Origin of the sequence: Malacoplasma penetrans HF-2, from assembly GCF_000011225.1 — a bacterium.
GTDB classification, from domain to species: Bacteria; Bacillota_I; Bacilli_A; order Mycoplasmatales; family Mycoplasmoidaceae; genus Malacoplasma; species Malacoplasma penetrans.
Genome location: NC_004432.1, coordinates 614237 through 632706, shown reverse-complemented (window position 1 = coordinate 632706; position 18470 = coordinate 614237). Strand labels below are relative to the sequence as shown.

Sequence of the window (18470 nt, the reverse complement as noted above, 5' to 3'; positions counted from 1 at the left end):
TCCTTTTTAATAATCTGAAACAGAAATAAAAGATAGTAAAACATTGATACTTTAGTATGATTATTATCAATTATTTCAACTAATATATTTTTACTTATAAAAAGCTTTTCAATAATTTGAAAGCAATAAGATATTAAAATAAAAAACTCAAAAGAGAATAAATAAATTATTTTTTTTGATTAATTTTTATAAATGTTTATTTTACTAAAAATCTAAATATTTGTGGTATATAGTTAAGAACTATTTTTTGTTAATCATCATTTTGTCAATTGCTTCTAAAACAAAAGTAGATGGTTCATTATCAATTATATATTTTGCATGTTTTTTAATACTTTCAGGTGCACTTTGTCTAGTTACACTATCTTTGATTAATTGAAACATTTCAATATCATTATCTGAATCACCAAAACAAATTAAATCATCAGTATTTAATTTTAAATTGTTATCTAGTAAATATTGGATGGCATAACCTTTATTTATATTTTTCATACAAATTTCTAAATAACATGGTCCACAAACTACAAAATCAAAATACTTTCCTCATTTTTCACAAAGTTCATTTCTAACTTTTTCAAACAAAGTTTCATCTCTTTCAAATTCTTTGTCATATACATACAAAGCTACTTTGTAAATTTTATCTGTAGTAAATCTTTTAGATATAACAAGATTTAAACAATCAATATTGGTAGACATTCTAGCTACATACTTACCAATATAATGACTAAATATTTTAGATTCATTATTAATATAGTACATTGCATCTGTGTTGTTATCAGTATGAGTAAAAACTGAAATAATAAAATGGTTGAAATAATTAGTATTTAAAAAATCATAGATTTCTTTAACTTTATGAGCTTGAACATCATCAAAAGTTCTATTTGAAATTAATTGCTTATTTTTATAATCATAGATTTGTGCACCAGCAATCCCAATAACATATTCAATATTATTAATATTATTTTTCTTTAGCATCATTAATACATCTTGATAATGTCTTCCAGTTGCAATGCTTAATCCTATATTATATTGGTTTAGTTCACCAATTCTTTTAATTAAATTTGGATCAAATGTAGGCACATTATTTCTAGTGTGAATTAAAGTACCATCAACATCTGAAAAAATATGTTTGTATTTTGTCATTATTATTCCCTTTGTAAAATAATCAACAAAATTATTTTAAATAAATACGAGAAATATTTTTTATAAATTTTAAAATCTTTGCAATAAATAATTGCTTGATGAACTATTTTATTTAAATAAAATAAATCCTTAATAGTAGTTAATATTTTTTATCGATAAAATATTCTTTTAGTAAAATCTAATAGTGAAAATTTAGTATGAATAGCAACAAGGACAAGATTAAAGTTATTAAAGTTTTTGAAGCATTTGCGGGAATTGGTTCACAATTCAAGGCTTTAAAAAATATTGCAAGAAGCAAAAATTGAGAGATTCAACATAGTGGTATGGTTGAATGATTTGTTGACGCAATTGTTTCATATGTGGCAATTCATTCAAAAAATTTTAATCCTAAAATTGAGCAATTAGACAAAGATATTTTAAGTATTAGCAATGATTCTAAAATGCCTATAAGTGAATATGGAATCAAAAAAATAAATAACACTATTAAAGCAAGTTATTTGAATTATGCAAAAAAACACTTTAATAATTTATTTGACATTAAAAAAGTTAACAAAGATAATTTTCCTAAAAACATTGATATTTTTACATATTCATTTCCATGTCAAGACTTAAGTGTCCAAGGATTACAAAAAGGAATTGATAAAGAACTAAACACTAGAAGTGGTTTATTATGAGAGATTGAAAGAATTTTAGAAGAGATTAAAAACTCATTCAGCAAAGAAGAAATGCCAAAATATCTTTTAATGGAAAATGTTAAAAACTTATTAAGTCATAAAAACAAAAAAAACTATAATACTTGATTAAAGCAGTTAGAAAAATTTGGTTACAAATCTAAAACATATTTATTAAATTCTAAAAATTTTGATAATTGTCAAAATAGAGAAAGAGTTTTTTGTTTATCAATAAGAGATGATTATCTAGAAAAAACAGGTTTTAAATTTAAAGAATTAGAAAAAGTTAAAAACCCTCCAAAAAAGATTAAAGATATATTAGTTGATAGTAGCAATTACAAATATCTAAATTTAAACAAATATGAAACCACTACTTTTAGAGAAACTAAAAGCAACATCATTTCAAGATCTCTTAAAAATTACACAACTTTTAACAGTGAAAACTATGTATACAATATCAATGGTATTGGGCCAACTCTTACTGCATCTGGTGCAAACTCAAGAATTAAAATTGAAACTCAACAAGGTGTAAGATATTTAACACCACTTGAATGTTTTAAGTATATGCAATTTGATGTTAATGATTTTAAAAAAGTTCAATCAACTAATTTAATTTCTGAAAATAAAATGATTTATATTGCAGGAAACTCAATACCTGTAAAAATCTTAGAAGCTATTTTTAATACATTAGAGTTTGTTAATAATGAGGAATAAAATGGATAAAAAGTTTTACGGTTTTTCTATTCCTTTTGTAACTAAAGCTGTTTTAAACAAAAGCTCTAATGGATGTAAAATTAGTGGCACTGCATATTATATTTATGACAAAGATTTAGATTATAAAATTATTAAACAGTTTATCCAAGTATCTGAAGTTGAATTTAGACCAACTGATAAAGAAATGATTAAACCCACAAAATACTATAAAAAGAATTCTGAATCATTTAAGAAAATTAGACATGGAATATTAGAAGAATATCAGGCATCTAAAGGTTTAGATAAAAATAAAATTTCAAAAGAAAATAAAGAAACAAACAGATTAAAGATTGAAGATCAAAACATTATTAATAAAATTAATAATTGCTTATTGTCAGCTAATAAAGTAAAAGACTCAATTTCATTTTTTACAGGTTCTAATCCATCAGGTGCAGAACAAAATAACAGAGCATCAAATGAAATTATCTATTATCCAAAATCGTGTGATCAATCATTTAAAAACTTTAATGGGTACAATTTCACTAATCCTTTCAATAGAAATGAAATCTATAAAATTAACAAAAATATCCATATTAATTCTGTAAAGAACATTGAATTAATTTCTTTACTAGATTATTTAGAATTAAATCCAAAAGCTAAAGAATTGTTAGATGATTACAATTACACAAAATATTATTTACTAAACAATGATTTTGATTTAAATATTTTAACCTTTGAAGAATTGCAAGTTTTTAACAGTAAATTAGAAAAGCAAATTTTTAGTAATAATAGCAAGGTTAAAAGTGACAAAATAAAAGAAGAAATAACTGAATTGATTAACAATTATAAATCTCAGGATTTGGAAGAAAGAGATTTAAAAGAGAACTTAAATAAATTAGAAAATTCTCTTAGAAAATATCAAAAAGCTCTTTTAAATATTGAACTTAAAGAGATAATAGATTTACCAAAAAATAAAGGGATTGAAAACAAAAATAATATTATAAACTCATGTGAAAAAGATAGTTTCTTTTGTTATGAAGTTGCCCATATTGTTCCTGTAAAATTATCCAAACAAAGTGAAAAAACAATGTGAGAAATAGCTGACCCTAATAATTGTTTGTTACTATCTCCAAACACACATAAAGCTTATGATTTAAAATACATTTATTTTAATGAAGAAGGTAATTGTTATTACCTTTCAGACAACAGGAGATATGAAGTTCCCAATATTAAACAAGAGTGACTTAAACCAGAAAGAAAATTATACTTAAAGAAATCTTATCAAGAGAGAATGAATGATAAAACTAAACACTAGATTATTAAAAAAATATCTAATATTTCTATTAGATATTTTTTTAAGTTTATAAATTTGATAACTATGGTTTTACAATGGTTTTACACGTAATCCTGATTTATCACGGAAACCACCAATTACAATTGTAATTAAATCAACTATTCAACCTATTCCTAAAATTCCACCTGTAAGTAAAAATAAAACACCAGTTCCAATTTTACCTACATAGAATCTGTGAATCCCAAATACTCCTAAAAAAATTACAAAAAGTAATGTTACAACTCAACTATTACTACTTACAGTTTCTCTGTTATTGCTCATAAATCTCCTATAAAATTGCTATCAAAATGTTTTAATAATATCAACAGAATATATTATAAGGTTAAAGCATTTCATAATAACTTAAAAATGTTTTAATATGTATTAAAACTAAAATAAACTTATTTATCAATTATCTAAAAAATAAATTGGCTCATTTTTATCAAAAGATTTTGTTTTGCAAATCTTTGTTTTAATTTGACTTTCTTCTTTTAAAACAAAAAATCTTTTATCTAGGTTTATATAAGAATTAATTGTTGTTTCATAAGGTAAAGAAGAAATTAACTTAATAAAATCTCTTTGATCAAAAAAAGCATATTTTTCTATTTCTTTAATTTTAGGGTCATATATCAAATAAGAACGATTAGACATTATTATTTGGTAACCACATTTCAAATACAGTTTTAAGTATTTTTTATTTTCCTTTTCAGTTTTATATACAAAGTTATCAATGTTGTTATCTCTTAAAAATTGAATATTAATTTTATTGATGTTTTCATAGTTTGTCTTTTCATTGATGTTATCAAATTTTAAAAATTGATCTTTTCTTAAAATTCATTTAGAAAATTTTGTACATTCTACAAAATCAAAATGTTTGTATATATCTCAATTATGAGATTGGATAAAAATAAAGTCAGTAAATAATTTCATTTCATCAATAAATTTAGATAAGTATTTAGACATTATTTTTTTATTTTGATATTCTTTTTTTACTGCTACTGCAAATATTAAAAAAGCTTCATGTTTTTGATTTTTGTAATAGATTCTTTTAGGTGTAAAAAAAGTAATCATAACTAATTGATCTTTATCAACAACACCATAAAACTTTGAATTCTTTAAGTAATTATTAATTAATTCTTCTCTATATTCAATTTCATCATTAAATGCTTCATCATATAATTGTTTAACTTGATTAATATCAACTTCTTTTATGTCTTTAACTATTTTCATATTTGCTTTCACTATTAAATAAAAATCTTCGGGTTTAGTTATAATACATTTTTAATATTATTTGATAACAACAAGAAATAAAAAGTGTTAGTTGATTACTAACACTTTTAATTTAATGAGAAATATATTTTAGAAAAAGAACTCAAATAAGCTTGATGTTAAATCTGTTGTTTTTTCTTCATCATGACAACTACATTCTTTTCTATGAGGTAATTTTTTATCTGACCTTTTTTCAAATGGTAACCCTTCCCTAAAGAAAGCATTATCTAAAAAATTAGAATTTAATTTATTGAAAAAACCTTCTAGATATTTTCTATTTGATAAATTGTTTTCTTTGATAGCTTTAATATATTCAGTTTTTGAAACATCTTGGCCATTGACCTTATAAGTTTCAATTGTCTTCCCATTTTCTGTAACCACAGAATATGAGCATTCAAACTTATTATTTCTATCTAATTCTTCAATTTCCTTTTTGGTTAATTGAATTTTATTTTCTATTTCATTAATAGTTTTTTTATGTTCATTAATTTTTAAAAGATCTTCATTTGATAATTCTGACTTTTCAAAAAGTAAATTATTTAATTGTCTTTTTAATAACTCTTTTTGGACTTCTAATTCATGAATATTTCTATATTTATTCATTTTGTTAATTTTGTTTTCCATATTATCCTCCAAATGATTTACAAATATATTTTAGCACTCTTTATATCAAAGTGCTAATATTCTAGTTAAATTTTTTTAAAATATCTTAGATTACTATTTTTAGATTATAATTTTTGTTAGAGCATTAACTAATTATTAAATATGAATAGACATAAAATTTTAAAAACAATGTATAAGCTTTCAAAGAAAGCATGAAGGTTTTGAATTGCTGGAATATTTTTAATTATTATTGGTATTATTACTTTCTTTGCTACACCATTTGTAGTAAACTCAGTTTTTAATATTTCAAGTACTACAGATTTTAGCTCAACAGCTTTACAAACCAAACAAACAATTGCTGCAATTATGACTTATTGTTCTTATGGGTTATGAGTAATTGGAGGAATATTATCTTTTGTTGTTGGTGAGATATTTGCAGGATACGCAATCTATGAATCTGTAAAATTAAAAAACTATGATAAAGAAAATTTATATTATGATTATTCTTTATTAGCAGTAGCATCTGCATTTCTATTACCATTTATATTCTTAAATTATTTATCTTTACAAGTAAGTAAAGAAATTAAATATTTTGAAAGAAGCAATCCAAATGAGTTTATGGTTGATTTAATTTCCGAAGAAGAATTTAACTCATATGACCCTACAGCAAAACTACAATACTTTACCTACCTTTTAGAAAACAATGTAATTGATGAAGATGAATTTGTTTATTTAAAAGAAAGAGAAAATTTAAAAGATATTGAAGATAAACATAAAGATTTTAGAAATTCAGATGACCAGGTTTTAGCAAATGTTTTTGAAGGAGAAAATGAAGAAGAAGTTCCTCAAGCTAAAGACAAAAAATCTAAAAAGAAACCAAAACCAATTTATTATGAATTAGAAAAAGAATTACCACCAATTAATCATAATAAAATGTCATCTCCAATGGATCAGTTAGCTTATAGTGATGAACTTAACAAACCAACTAACTTTGCTGAAGATGACCAAGAATACATTAAAAAATTAAAAGAAGAAACAAATTAATGTTTCTTCTTCCCCGATTGAAATGTGAAGTGCAACATGCAAAGTATAATTTGTGTAGCACCTAACATTTCAATTTTTTATTTATTGGGATAAAAAAAGGTGCCCCCATATAAACGCACAAAGGAACACCAATTATGTTTTACACTACAATTACTCTAAATGATACTAACAAATACAGACATTTGTCTTATGGTGAAAGAGAAATAATAGGACATATGTATTTTGTTCAAAAGAAAAATATTAACCAAATAGCAACAGAATTAAAAAGACATAGATCCACAATTTTAAGAGAGATCAGAAGAAACAATAATGTTGAAGGATATAGTGCTGAAAAGGCACAGAAAAAATATATAGAAAGAAGAAACCATAAAAACTTTTTTCTATGACAAAAATACAAAACTTTCTCAGAATTATTTGCAGAAAAATACAATTGCAAATGACATGGTGTGGAATTAACTAGACACTATATAAAAGAAAATTATCCATGTGTTTTAGTTCCTTCCACTAAACAAATTTATAACTGAATACAAACAAATAAATGAATTAAAAAAAGATCAGACAATCTAAGAACTGCTTATATAAAAGGTAGAAAAAGAAAAAAAGGAATGTTCTCAAAATTTGATGAAAAGTATGTACATCCCTTCTGAATGAGACCAAAACACATACTTAATAGAAAAGAGTTTGGTCATTGGGAACTAGACTTAGTCATAGGAAAAAGACAATCTGGTTATAGCAATTTATTGGTAATGGTAGAAAGAAAAACTAGAAATTCATTTATTACTAAAGTTGAGAACAAAAATCCTTTCACTATTAACTCAGCAATAAAAAGTTTAGTTAATAAAAACAACTTACATGTAAAGACAATAACAATAGATAATGGAATAGAATTCTCAAAAATAGGAATTGCAGCTTATTGAATAAAATGTAAAGTTTATTATTGTGAACCTTATGCTTCATATCAAAGGGGTTCAAATGAAAATGTTAATGGATTGATTAGAAGAGTGTATAAAAAAGGTACAGATTTTTCTTTGTTAAGTGATGCAGAAATAAACAATCTCCAAAACAAAATTAATAGAATGCCTAGAAAAATGTTTAACTATATGAGTAGTGATCAGTACTACAAAAAATGTATGAATTCTTTAAACTGATAAAATAAAAAAATTCTGCTCCCTTTTTTGAGGTAACAGAATTTCTTATGCTAACATTAATGTTGCACTTCATATTTCAATTAAGGAAGAAGAAACAAATTAATGTTTCTTCTTTTTTATTTTAATAAATTGCTAGATAAAAATAATATAAAGCAATAATTTGCTTAATCTCTAATAAACTAAAGATTTAAATTTAACATTTTTAAAATAACATCGGCTATTCCAATTAAACTAACAAAAGTTTATATTCATTTACTAAACCAACATAAATAACATTATTTTAATTGATTTTTGGCGTAACTATTTTGTTAACAATTTTTAATCTATTATATTTATTAATTATTTGATTTTTATCATTATTTCTTAAACTATTTATAATAATATTTATATTTCAAATTTCTTAATTATTTGATCTAATATTTGATTCAAAAATCAGTCAAAGTAACAAGTTTCACAATTGGATTCTTTTGTTCAATACAAATATTTTTTGATAGCAAAAGGTTTTTGTGTACTATCTAAATCATTGAATGGAATTCATTTTTGCTCTATTAAATTATTGTATAGACCTTTTTCATTTATGTCACAATTTAAAACTTTTTCAGACATAATATTTCTTTTAGAAAGTAAATCACACAATTTATCTATTTCCATATTTACATTTCAGTTATCAAAATTTTCAATATATTTTTTAACAGGATTTCAAACTTCAAATAATTCTCCACTACTAGGATGAACAGCTTTTGATAATTCTGAATATATAGCTGAAATTTTATCTAAATCTATTGTTTCATTTTTACTGGTGTCTGTACACTTTTTTCAATAAATCAAAGAATTTAAATAATAATTTTTAGTTTCATTTTTGCTAGAAACTTCTTTCAACATATCCAAAAAATATTCTTTAAATTTGTGCTTATATTTATCCTTATTTGATTTTAAAATCTCCAAAAAAGATCTCAAACTTACTAATAACTTATATTTAAAACTGTCATTAATTACAGTGTACACATTATGAAGTATAACTTCATAAGTAGGTTCCATCTTTGTGCTTTTTACTTTTTCATAAATTGGATTAATTTTTTCCTTAATTCACTTTTTCGCTTTTTTTATATGTGTGTAATAACAAATAATTTGTTTATACAGTTCAGATAACTCTTTACCAACAGGATGATTTTTTAATTCTTCAAATGATTCTTTATCCATAATTTAAACCTTTCCACTATAAAATCTGCTTTTCAAAAATTTAATAGTGAAACAACTAATTTCTCTAAATTCATCATAATATTTAAAGTAACACATAAAACAAGAAAAATAGACATTTAGATGTTTTTTTATTTAAAAATGATTTTTAAAATTTGCTAAATTTAAAATAAAAAGAGTTGTTTATAACTACATTTTTAGGTTATTAACTAATTGTTTTTAAAGTTATCAATAAAAGTTAAAAATTCATAGTTAATAGTTAGAAAATTAATAGATTCAAAATTATCTTCATCTACAATTCCATTAACTTCTTTAGCTAATCTTTTGATTTTCTTTTTATCTGCATCAGTATTGTCAAAATCTAAAAAATATGAAAAGAAGTTATTGATATGTAAAAAATCACTTAATTCAAAATAACTAAAAAAGAAAATTGAATTATTGTTAGATAATTCAATTTGAAGATTATTTTTAAAATCAAAAAATGTTATTTTGTTGTTATCAACATTTTCAGGGTTAACAAAAACTCCAAAATTAATTGAATATAGACTGAAGTTATCAATATTACTTTTTAAATAAGAACAAATCTCTTCTTTACTCTTATTAAAATTAATTTCAAAATTATCTTCAGATTCTGATTCTTTAAAATTTAATAAGAAATAAAAATTAACATTCTTATTTGATTCAGAAATGAATTTAGAAATAAATTTAAGTCAATTAATATTTTCTTTGAAATCACTATTAACTATCAGTTTACTAACTTCAAAAACTACATTTATTTTGTCTTCCATAATTGTTCTACTTCTGTTTCCAATAATTGGTCTAGTAAATTATTATCCTTGATTTGTTTATATATCTCTTTTCTTAAATTGAAACGATAAATAAATTTTAATTTGTTTTCAAATTGTTCTAATTCATTTTTAGATTTTTTAATACTATCATGAATTGCAGTTCTAGACACATTATTATTAGCAGCAATTTCAGATAAAGATAAATCATTAAAATAATAATCTATTAAATTTTGTAGTTGTTTATCAGTTAATAAATTACCATAGAAATCAATTAATAAACTAATTTGACTTAAATCTAATTCTTTCATTTTAAATAACTAATTCCTTTGTAATTCCATCAACAAACTTTTCTAAATCAAATGCCGATAAGTCTTCTAGTTTTTCGCCAAGACCAATATATTTAACAGGAATATTGAAGTTGTCTTTAATTGATAATACTATTCCACCCTTTGATGTACCATCCATCTTAGTCAAAATGATTCCTGTAATATTTGTAATCTCTTTAAATGCTTTAGCTTGCATAATTCCAGATTGCCCTAATGTTGCATCTAAAACTAATAAGTTTTCATGAGGGGCAGTGTCATCGAATTTATGAATAACTGAGTGAATTTTTTCCAACTCTTTCATTAAGTTTATTTTGTTATGTAATCTACCAGAAGTATCACAAATTACTAAATCATAATTTTCATCTTTTCCTTTTTTGACTCCTGTAAAAATTACAGAAGCTGGATCTTGTCCTTCTTTATCAGGTAAAACAATATCACATTTTAATCTTTGAGATCAAATGTTTAATTGTTCAACTGCTCCTGCTCTAAAAGTATCACCTGCCACTAATAAAACCTTTTTATCTTTTTTAATAAAGTGGTTAGCAATCTTAGCAATTGAAGTAGTTTTACCAACACCATTTACACCCATAATCAATAAGATATTAGTTCTATCTTTTTTAATATCTAAAAATGTATTAGTGTCAGTATCTTGAATGTAATAAGTAAAAATTTTATCAACAATAATTTCTTTAATTAAATCAGGGTCTTCAACATTTTGGAAAGTTATTTCTTCTCTAATAGCATCAGTAATTTTGTTTGTTGCTAAAACTCCAACATCATAAGATATTAAAAGTTCTTCAATGTTTTCATAAAACTCTTCATCAACTTTTTTAAATTTCTTAACAATTTCAGTAATTGCTTTTGAAAGTGTAGAAGAAGACTTTTTTAATCCTTCATCAAATTTCTTTTGTTTTTCAGGAAGTACCTCTAAAATCTCAGCTTGTTTTTCAATATTTTTTTCTTCAATTTTTGCTGATAGATCTTCTAAGCTACCTTCTTTTTTACCTTTTAATTTATTAACAATTTTTTTAAAAAAACCAAATGCCATATTAAACCTCAATTAACTACTTAAATTATTCTTGATCATCTGAAGCATATTTTTTAGCTTCTTGAACTTTTGATTGGAACATAATTGTAACACCTTGTTGTTGCATTGTTGCTCCATACAATTTATCACAACGTAACATTGTTCCTTCACGGTGAGTAATTACAATAAATTGTGTTTCATTTGAATATGCTGAAATAATATCACCAAATCTTTCAACATTTGATGGGTCTAAAGCAGATTCAGCCTCATCTAATACTACTAATGGGAATGAACTTACTTTTAGAATTGAGAACAACACTGAAAGAGCAACTAATGTTTTTTCTCCACCTGATAATGCAAATAATGAATTAACATGTTTTCCTGGTGGGTTTGCTCTAATATCAATCCCAGAAGTTAAAATATCTGTTGGATCTGTAAAATTGATTGAACAAGATCCTCCTCCAAATAAGTATTTAAATGTTTTTGGAAGTTCTTCATTAATTTGAATAATTGTTCTTTCAAAGTCTTCATGAGCCTTTTGATCAAGTTCTTTAATTGTGTCTAAGATATTTTCTTTTGCTTGAGTAATTTCAATTTCTTCATTTCTCATTTTTTCATATCTTTCAGACTTTTCTTTTAACTCATTTACAGCATCCATATTAATTGGACCGATATACCCAATTTCTTTTGAAAGTCTTTCAATTCTATTTCTTGCTGCTTGATCTGAAATTTCTAATGGTTGACTATATTTTTCAATTGCATTTTCAATTGTCATTTTATAAGTATCATTTAGCTTTTGTTTGCTAACTTCTAATACTGATTTACTTCTAACTTCAGTTTCAGTAAGTTCTACAATTACATCAGTACTTTCATTTAACAATTTTCTATTTTGATCAATATTAGTTTCTAAATCATTAATAGTTTTTTTAAGTTCTCTTTTAGTATTTTCATTAGTATTTAATTCATAAGTTACTTTTTCTTTTGAGTTATTTAAGCTATTTAATCTATCTGTAATTTCTTTAATATCTTTAGCAAGGTTAGCTTCAGAATCACCAAAGTTTTTCTTAGTAGATTTTTGATATTCAGTTTTTAGTTTAACAATTTCTTCAGATAATGTTTTTTCAGAAGAGAAGTAAATCCCTAAATTAATTTTTCTTTCTCTAACTTTTGAATCTAGATCAATGATTTGTAATTCAACTTCTGCTTTTCTATTTTCTTTAGTTGCTAAAGTCTTTTTGTTTTCTTCTATTTCTTTTTCAATTGCTTTGATTTTTTTATCAACTGAAACTAATGAATCACTAAGATGTTTTGTATAACCTCCAGTTATTACCCCATGAGGATTAATAATTTGTCCATCTAAAGTAACAATTTTATAAAGTTGATAAGTATATTTAGATATTTCTAAAGCTTGTTCAAAATTATTTGCAATAATAACCTTATTTAATAAAACATCAAATACTGGTTTAATTTTTTTATCACATTTTATAAGTTCACTAGCAATGCCAATAAAGCCATCTAATTGCAATAAGATTTGATGGTGTTCATCACGCATTGGCTTTGGATTCATATCATAAACCGGCATAAATGTAGCAACACCAGCAGTATTATTAATTAAAAAATCAATTGCTCTTTTAACATCTCTACTTGTGTTCACAACAATGTTTTGACTATTTTTACCAAGAGCAGTTGTAATTGCTTTTTCATGGATTGGATCACATTTAACAAAATCTAAAACACTTCCTAAAACTCCAGTTAAAGCTTGTTTATTATCCAAAATAGCTTTAGCCCCACCACCAAAATTTGGTTTAGATTTTAAAAGAACAGAAAGGTGTTCTAAATCACTTTCTTGTTTAGTAACTGTTTTAGATAAATCTAAAATTTCTTTTTCTAAAAGTTTACTTTCATATTTTAAATTATCTAGCTTTTCTGTAAATTCACTAACTTCACTTTTGTTTCTTTCAAGAATACTATTAACTGTTGATAATTCTTTTTCTTTAACAATAATTGAAGTTTCAATAGCATTTATTCTTGATTCAAAATCAGAAGAATTCATATCAATTGCTAAATCATTTTCAAAAGTAACTTTTTGAAGCTCTAGTTCTTTAATTTTGTCTTTAATACTTCCAAGCTCTCATGAAAACTTATCATTATTAATTTCTGCTTTTGTAAGCATTTCTTTATGTGCATTTAGTTGGTTAGATAACATTTCTAATTTAGGTCCAACTTCTTGTTTAATGTTTTTAGAATTATTTAACTTTGTTTGTACAGTTTCTAAATCTGATTTAGCTTGAACAATATCTTTAACTAAAATAGAAATTTCTAACTTTGTAAGTTCTTCTTTTTTCTCACTATATTCTTTTGCTTTAGAAGCTTGAACTTCAAGTTTTTTAATATCTTTATATAACTCTTTAGTTAAGTCATTTACTCTATTTAAATTATTTTGAGTTCTTTCTAGTTGTCTTAAAGATTCTTCTTTTTTTCTAATATATTTACTAATCCCTGCAGCTTCTTCAAAAATAGTTCTTCTCTCTTCTGGTTTAGAATCTGCAAATCAGTTAACAGTACCTTGTGAAATAATCCCTAATGACCCTTTTGATAAACCAGTATCACTAAAAATATCATGGATATCTTTTAAACGAGTTAATTGACCATTAATATAGTATTCATTATTTCCATTACCACGATGTAATTTTCTACTAACAGAAACTTCATCACCATCAAAATGTAATTGTTTTTTAGTGTTATCAAATGTTAAAGTAACTTGTGCATATTCACAAGCTTCTTTAGATTTAGAACCATGAAAAATAATGTCATCACTTTTTTTACCTCTAAGTGATTTAATTGATTGTTCACCTAATACTCATTTAATAGCATCAATTACATTTGATTTACCAGCACCATTTGGACCTACAATTCCAATCATAGTAGAGTCAAAATTTAGTTTGGTAAAGTCTGCAAATGATTTAAAACCTATAGCTTCAAATTTTTTTAAAAAGATCATTATTTAAGATTTCCTGTAGAGTTATTTTAAATTTTAACTAATAAATTATAAATGATTAAAATAAATAAAATTTAAAAAATATTATTAAGTTTATTAGTATAATTATTTAAGTGAATTGCTCAGATGGCGAAATGGCAAACGCAGTAGACTCAAAATCTACCGGTAGTGATACCTTAAGGGTTCAAGTCCCTTTCTGAGCACCATTAGTACAAAACATAGTCTGATCTTTATATTTAAAAGATCAGACTTTTTTTACTATATATTTATATATTTTTAAAACTTAAATAAAGTTAAGGATAATAATAAATAATATAAAAGGGATTAAATTATGGAAATAAGATTAGAAAGAGTAGAACTTAACCAAAGAATAAAGTTAGAAAAACTTTTACAACTTTATTTACATGATTTAAGTTTATATTTACCTTTTATATTCAATTCAGATACTTGTGAGTATGTTTATAACTTAGATAAATACTTTAATGATAGTGATAATAACTTTGCTTATTTTATTAAATCAAATAAAGAGTTATTAGGTTTCATATTAATAAATAAGAAAGTTAATAATAATTATGAAGTGGGAGAAATCTTTGTTTTAAGTCACTGTAGATATAAAAAGATTGGTGAAAAAGCAATAAGAATAATATTTAATACCTATAAGGGTAATTGAGTTATTAAAACTGCACCATTGTCTTTAATTGCTGAATCTTTTTGAAAAAAGACTTTAGATAATTACACTAATAAAAAATATATTGTAAAACACACTGGTAAACATAATAGAGCACAATTCTACTTTAACAATGAAGAATTATAAAGATGAATATAAGTTGTATTTAATAAGTTAAAAGATGATTATTACAATCATCTTTTTTTAATTGTGCATATAATATCAGTTTTATAATTATTAGTACTTTCTAAATATAGGAGTAATTAATATGAAAACATCAAATGTAAAATTAATAACTTTAAATAATGGAAATAAAATTCCATCAATTGGATTTGGAGTTTTCCAAATCCCAAAAGAAGAAACTGCAGATTGTGTTAAAAAAGCAATCTCAATTGGTTATAGATTAATAGATACTGCCCAAGCTTATCATAATGAAAAAGAAACCGGACTTGGGATTAAACTAAGCGGAGTTAAAAGAGAAGAAATCTTTTTAACTACAAAGGTATGAGTTTCAAATTATGAAAGATGTTATGAATCAGTTATTGAATCATTAAAAAGATTAGATACAAGCTATTTAGATTTAATCTTATTACATCAACCATTTGGAAACTATTATAAAGCTTATCAAGATTTAGAAAGACTTTATAAAGAAAATAAAGTTAGAAACATTGGTGTTTCTAACTTTTGAGATAACAGAATTATTGATTTATGTTTCTTTAATCAAATTAAACCAATGGTTAATCAAATTGAAATTAATCCATTCCATCAAAGAATTGAAGATAGATTCTATAATGATAAATATAAAGTAGTATCTCAAGCTTGAGCTCCATTTGCAGAAGGTAAGAATGGATTATTTACAAATCCTACTTTAGTAGAGATTGGTAAAAAATATAATAAAACTCCAGCTCAAGTAATCTTAAGATGATTAGTTCAATCTAATGTTGTAGCTTTATGTAAAACAGTAAATGAAAGTAGAATGAAAGAAAACTTTGATATCTTTGATTTTGAATTAAGTAAACAAGATTTAGATAAGATAGTTGCTTTAAACAAACAACATTCAGAGTTTCGTTACCATCATTCGGCAGAAGGTGCTGAATTTTATGGGGAAATATCTAATCAAATAAAAATTGGGGATTAGAAATTACTAAAACCAATGTAATTTATATTCAATAGATGTTTTAATATTTAGTCATATATATGTGTATATTAAATTTAAAAAGTTTTTATTTTTCATTTGTTAACAACAAATTATAGTTTTTTATAGATACTAATTAATCATTTCTAAATAGTCTAAAAAATCTGTTATAGATTTATAATTAGTTTTATTACTTTGTGAACTGTTTTTATTTTTTATATGGACCATCTCATAATTTTTTGATAATATTTTTTGATTTTTTCCTATTGGGATCACAGCTAAATGAATATCCATAGTTGAACTATTTATTGAATTTTCATAACATTTTAATTCATTAATTATAGATTCAGTTTTTCTTTCATCATAATCAAAATCCAATGATTTTATTTCAATAAAAACAAATTCATTTTTATTTTTAACTTTAAGGATAAAATCTATGTATGCTTTGCAATACTTTGATTCAGATGCCTTCCAATACTCACAATAAATTGTTGACTGAAGGGGATTTTTTGCAAGTAACTCAATTTTATTTTCTAAATTCCTAAAAATTATTTCTTTTTTAATAAAAGTTAAAAAAACATTTTCTGGCATGCTGTCTAAAAATTGAAAGTCATTATCTTTTTTATCATATGAAATATTTTTATAAGCATAAATACCTTCTATATCTTTAATATTAACTTTGTTATTTTCCCCTTCATAAACAATGAATTGTTTAGGTAATGTATTGAAGTAATTTATCTCATATTTTCTATCAGTATTGGACAAATATTTATTTCTTTTAATATTCAACTCTTCAACAAAAAGATTACAAAATATAAAAAGAAATTGTGTGTAATCCATGTCATGTGTATAAAATAATTTCAAATATATTTTCTCTAATTCTCTTTTATTTAACCAATGATATTTTTTGAAAATTTTAAATATAAACATATTTATATCCAAAATATTAAAAAGTTTCTCTCTGAAAATACTATTTTTCTTATCATCAGAACCATATATAATACTTTTAACTGATATAAAATTATCTTTATTATTGACAAAGAAATCTTTTCAATAAAAAATAAAATCTTTTTCTTGTTTTTTAATATATTCAAATGCTTCTTCAGACCAAAATTTTAAATTCATTTCCTTGTTTTCATTTTTAGTTTTTGATGTAACAATAATAGATGGGAAATTAGTATTTTCAAATTTTTCTTGTAATTTGTAATTATGTATTTCTCTAGTTTTTTCTTGATGTGAAGAATAAATTCAATAATCTAAGTACAAATCATCTTTTTTTAAATCACTTCTAGGATTTCTTTTAATCCTGCCAATAGTCTGCTGGTTTAATTTCTCAGAGCAAACTTTTCTTAATTGAACTAACATGCAAGCGCGAGGGATATCCCATCCTGTTGCAGGTCCTACTTTAAAAATTATCACATCAATATTACTATTATTTCTTGAAATCATTTTTAAGGAAACATCTGTTTTATTCCCTGTCTCTTTTAAAGATGATTCTTTTCTATTTGAAAGGTAAATAACTCATGAAAGTTTATTTTCCTTCAAAACTTTAATAATTTAATCAATTCTTTTATCACTTTCTTTTATCTCTTCATTAAATTGATTTTTTGAACTTATTTGAATCAACATTGCAGGATTAATGATTTTACCAGACTCTTTTGATTTGATATTGTATTTATTTTTTATGTCCTTAAATGTTTTAATTGCTGTATCCAAAATAATATCATCATCTATGATATCAGACTCAAAATTAATATTTCAGTGATGGTTTGTTTTTAATAAATAGCAATTATTGTCATCATTATTTAGATCTTTCTCTTTTATAAACACATTAGCTCCATTATTGTTAAAATCTGGAGTTGCAGTCATTTTAATAACAAAACTTGCTTCATCAATAACTAGCTTTTGTTCATCTAACCCATCATTAGTGTTTTTTCTTTTGTCTCCAATGTGTGCTTCATCTCGAATATAAATAATTTCAAACCCTTTATTTTTTAACTCTTCTATTAAAGCTTTAAATTTTCCTAACTCAGAAAATTTTCTATTTTTACCAAATGATGAGGTTCCAAAAACTAACACATCATAACCTTCATATTTAATATCAAATTCATTGTCAGGAGATTTAATATTTGTATTTGATGGTGAGTCTTGATAAATACTTTCAAATTTTGTTGACAAATTTTTTTGATAATCTTTTAGCTTATTATCAAATTGAACAGGTAACTCAGCTTGAGACAATGTAAAAACTATAAAAATACTTTTTTTATTTTTAGCTAAATTAAAATTTAGTATTTCACTAATAACATTAGCTATCATGAATGTTTTACCACTCCCTGTAGGAGCATTAAAGTATATAAATTTTTCTTTATTTTCTATATAATAATTAACAATTTTTTTAACAGCTTTATTTTGAACACTAGTTAATTCCATA

The 18470-nt window shown here is 23.6% G+C and carries 17 protein-coding genes and 1 tRNA gene; 7 read left to right on the top strand and 11 right to left on the bottom strand.

Features of this window, described 5'->3' with window-relative positions:
- Positions 1 to 240: 240 nt before the first annotated feature.
- On the bottom strand, positions 241 to 1140 hold the full coding sequence (locus MYPE_RS02585) for an HAD-IIB family hydrolase (RefSeq protein ID WP_011077319.1): 900 nt from the start codon (positions 1138 to 1140) through the stop codon (positions 241 to 243).
- Between the two features lie 197 nt (positions 1141 to 1337).
- On the opposite strand from MYPE_RS02585, the gene dcm reads away from it, so the two are divergent.
- On the top strand, positions 1338 to 2525 hold the full coding sequence (gene dcm / locus MYPE_RS02580) for a DNA (cytosine-5-)-methyltransferase (RefSeq protein ID WP_011077318.1): 1188 nt from the start codon (positions 1338 to 1340) through the stop codon (positions 2523 to 2525).
- Position 2526: 1 nt separating this feature from the next.
- The gene (locus MYPE_RS02575; protein ID WP_044891256.1) at positions 2527 to 3819 is read left to right on the top strand and encodes an MAG4270 family putative restriction endonuclease; all 1293 of its coding nucleotides are present in this window, start codon (positions 2527 to 2529) and stop codon (positions 3817 to 3819) included.
- A 69-nt stretch (positions 3820 to 3888) separates the two neighbouring features.
- On the opposite strand, the gene MYPE_RS02570 is transcribed toward MYPE_RS02575, so the two are convergent.
- From MYPE_RS02570 to MYPE_RS02560, 3 genes are all read right to left on the bottom strand, one after another.
- On the bottom strand, positions 3889 to 4119 hold the full coding sequence (locus MYPE_RS02570) for a TM2 domain-containing protein (protein WP_011077316.1): 231 nt from the start codon (positions 4117 to 4119) through the stop codon (positions 3889 to 3891).
- 123 nt (positions 4120 to 4242) lie between these two features.
- A complete protein-coding gene (locus tag MYPE_RS02565; protein WP_044891255.1) occupies positions 4243 to 5067 on the bottom strand; it encodes a GNAT family N-acetyltransferase in 825 nt (274 codons plus the stop codon).
- A gap of 129 nt (positions 5068 to 5196) precedes the next feature.
- A complete protein-coding gene (locus tag MYPE_RS02560; RefSeq protein WP_044891254.1) occupies positions 5197 to 5730 on the bottom strand; it encodes a hypothetical protein in 534 nt (177 codons plus the stop codon).
- Between the two features lie 168 nt (positions 5731 to 5898).
- On the opposite strand from MYPE_RS02560, the gene MYPE_RS02555 reads away from it, so the two are divergent.
- Both MYPE_RS02555 and MYPE_RS02550 read left to right on the top strand, forming a co-directional pair.
- On the top strand, positions 5899 to 6753 hold the full coding sequence (locus MYPE_RS02555) for a hypothetical protein (RefSeq protein WP_129374600.1): 855 nt from the start codon (positions 5899 to 5901) through the stop codon (positions 6751 to 6753).
- Positions 6754 to 6887: 134 nt separating this feature from the next.
- Entirely contained in the window at positions 6888 to 7904 is a 1017-nt protein-coding gene (locus MYPE_RS02550; protein ID WP_011077312.1) for an IS30 family transposase, read from the top strand.
- A gap of 381 nt (positions 7905 to 8285) precedes the next feature.
- On the opposite strand, the gene MYPE_RS02545 is transcribed toward MYPE_RS02550, so the two are convergent.
- The 5 genes from MYPE_RS02545 to MYPE_RS02525 form a co-directional block, all read right to left on the bottom strand.
- Positions 8286 to 9101 (bottom strand): hypothetical protein, encoded by an 816-nt coding sequence (locus MYPE_RS02545; RefSeq protein WP_011077311.1) that lies wholly within the window; start codon positions 9099 to 9101, stop codon positions 8286 to 8288.
- Positions 9102 to 9307: 206 nt separating this feature from the next.
- On the bottom strand, positions 9308 to 9886 hold the full coding sequence (locus MYPE_RS02540) for a hypothetical protein (RefSeq protein ID WP_011077310.1): 579 nt from the start codon (positions 9884 to 9886) through the stop codon (positions 9308 to 9310).
- Entirely contained in the window at positions 9871 to 10194 is a 324-nt protein-coding gene (ylxM, locus tag MYPE_RS02535; RefSeq protein WP_011077309.1) for a YlxM family DNA-binding protein, read from the bottom strand. The genes MYPE_RS02540 and ylxM overlap by 16 nt, the downstream gene beginning before the upstream one ends.
- Position 10195: 1 nt before the next feature.
- Positions 10196 to 11260, bottom strand: a complete 1065-nt coding sequence (ftsY, locus tag MYPE_RS02530; RefSeq protein WP_011077308.1) for a signal recognition particle-docking protein FtsY — start codon at positions 11258 to 11260, stop codon at positions 10196 to 10198.
- A gap of 25 nt (positions 11261 to 11285) precedes the next feature.
- The gene (locus tag MYPE_RS02525) at positions 11286 to 14240 is read right to left on the bottom strand and encodes an AAA family ATPase (RefSeq protein ID WP_011077307.1); all 2955 of its coding nucleotides are present in this window, start codon (positions 14238 to 14240) and stop codon (positions 11286 to 11288) included.
- Positions 14241 to 14357: 117 nt separating this feature from the next.
- On the opposite strand from MYPE_RS02525, the gene MYPE_RS02520 reads away from it, so the two are divergent.
- The 3 genes from MYPE_RS02520 (at position 14358) to MYPE_RS02510 (ending at position 16042) form a co-directional block, all read left to right on the top strand.
- Positions 14358 to 14443: transfer RNA gene (locus MYPE_RS02520), tRNA-Leu, on the top strand.
- Positions 14444 to 14568: 125 nt separating this feature from the next.
- Positions 14569 to 15051, top strand: coding sequence for a GNAT family N-acetyltransferase (locus MYPE_RS02515; RefSeq protein ID WP_011077306.1), 483 nt, complete (start codon positions 14569 to 14571; stop codon positions 15049 to 15051).
- A gap of 121 nt (positions 15052 to 15172) precedes the next feature.
- Positions 15173 to 16042, top strand: a complete 870-nt coding sequence (locus MYPE_RS02510; protein ID WP_011077305.1) for an aldo/keto reductase — start codon at positions 15173 to 15175, stop codon at positions 16040 to 16042.
- Positions 16043 to 16171: 129 nt separating this feature from the next.
- Here MYPE_RS02510 and MYPE_RS02505 read toward each other — a convergent pair whose 3' ends face one another.
- Positions 16172 to 17584: a hypothetical protein gene (locus MYPE_RS02505; protein ID WP_011077304.1), complete on the bottom strand. Its 1413-nt coding sequence runs from the start codon at positions 17582 to 17584 to the stop codon at positions 16172 to 16174.
- 12 nt (positions 17585 to 17596) lie between these two features.
- Positions 17597 to 18469: a DEAD/DEAH box helicase family protein gene (locus tag MYPE_RS02500; RefSeq protein WP_011077303.1), complete on the bottom strand. Its 873-nt coding sequence runs from the start codon at positions 18467 to 18469 to the stop codon at positions 17597 to 17599.
- Between the last annotated feature and the right edge of the window lies 1 nt (position 18470).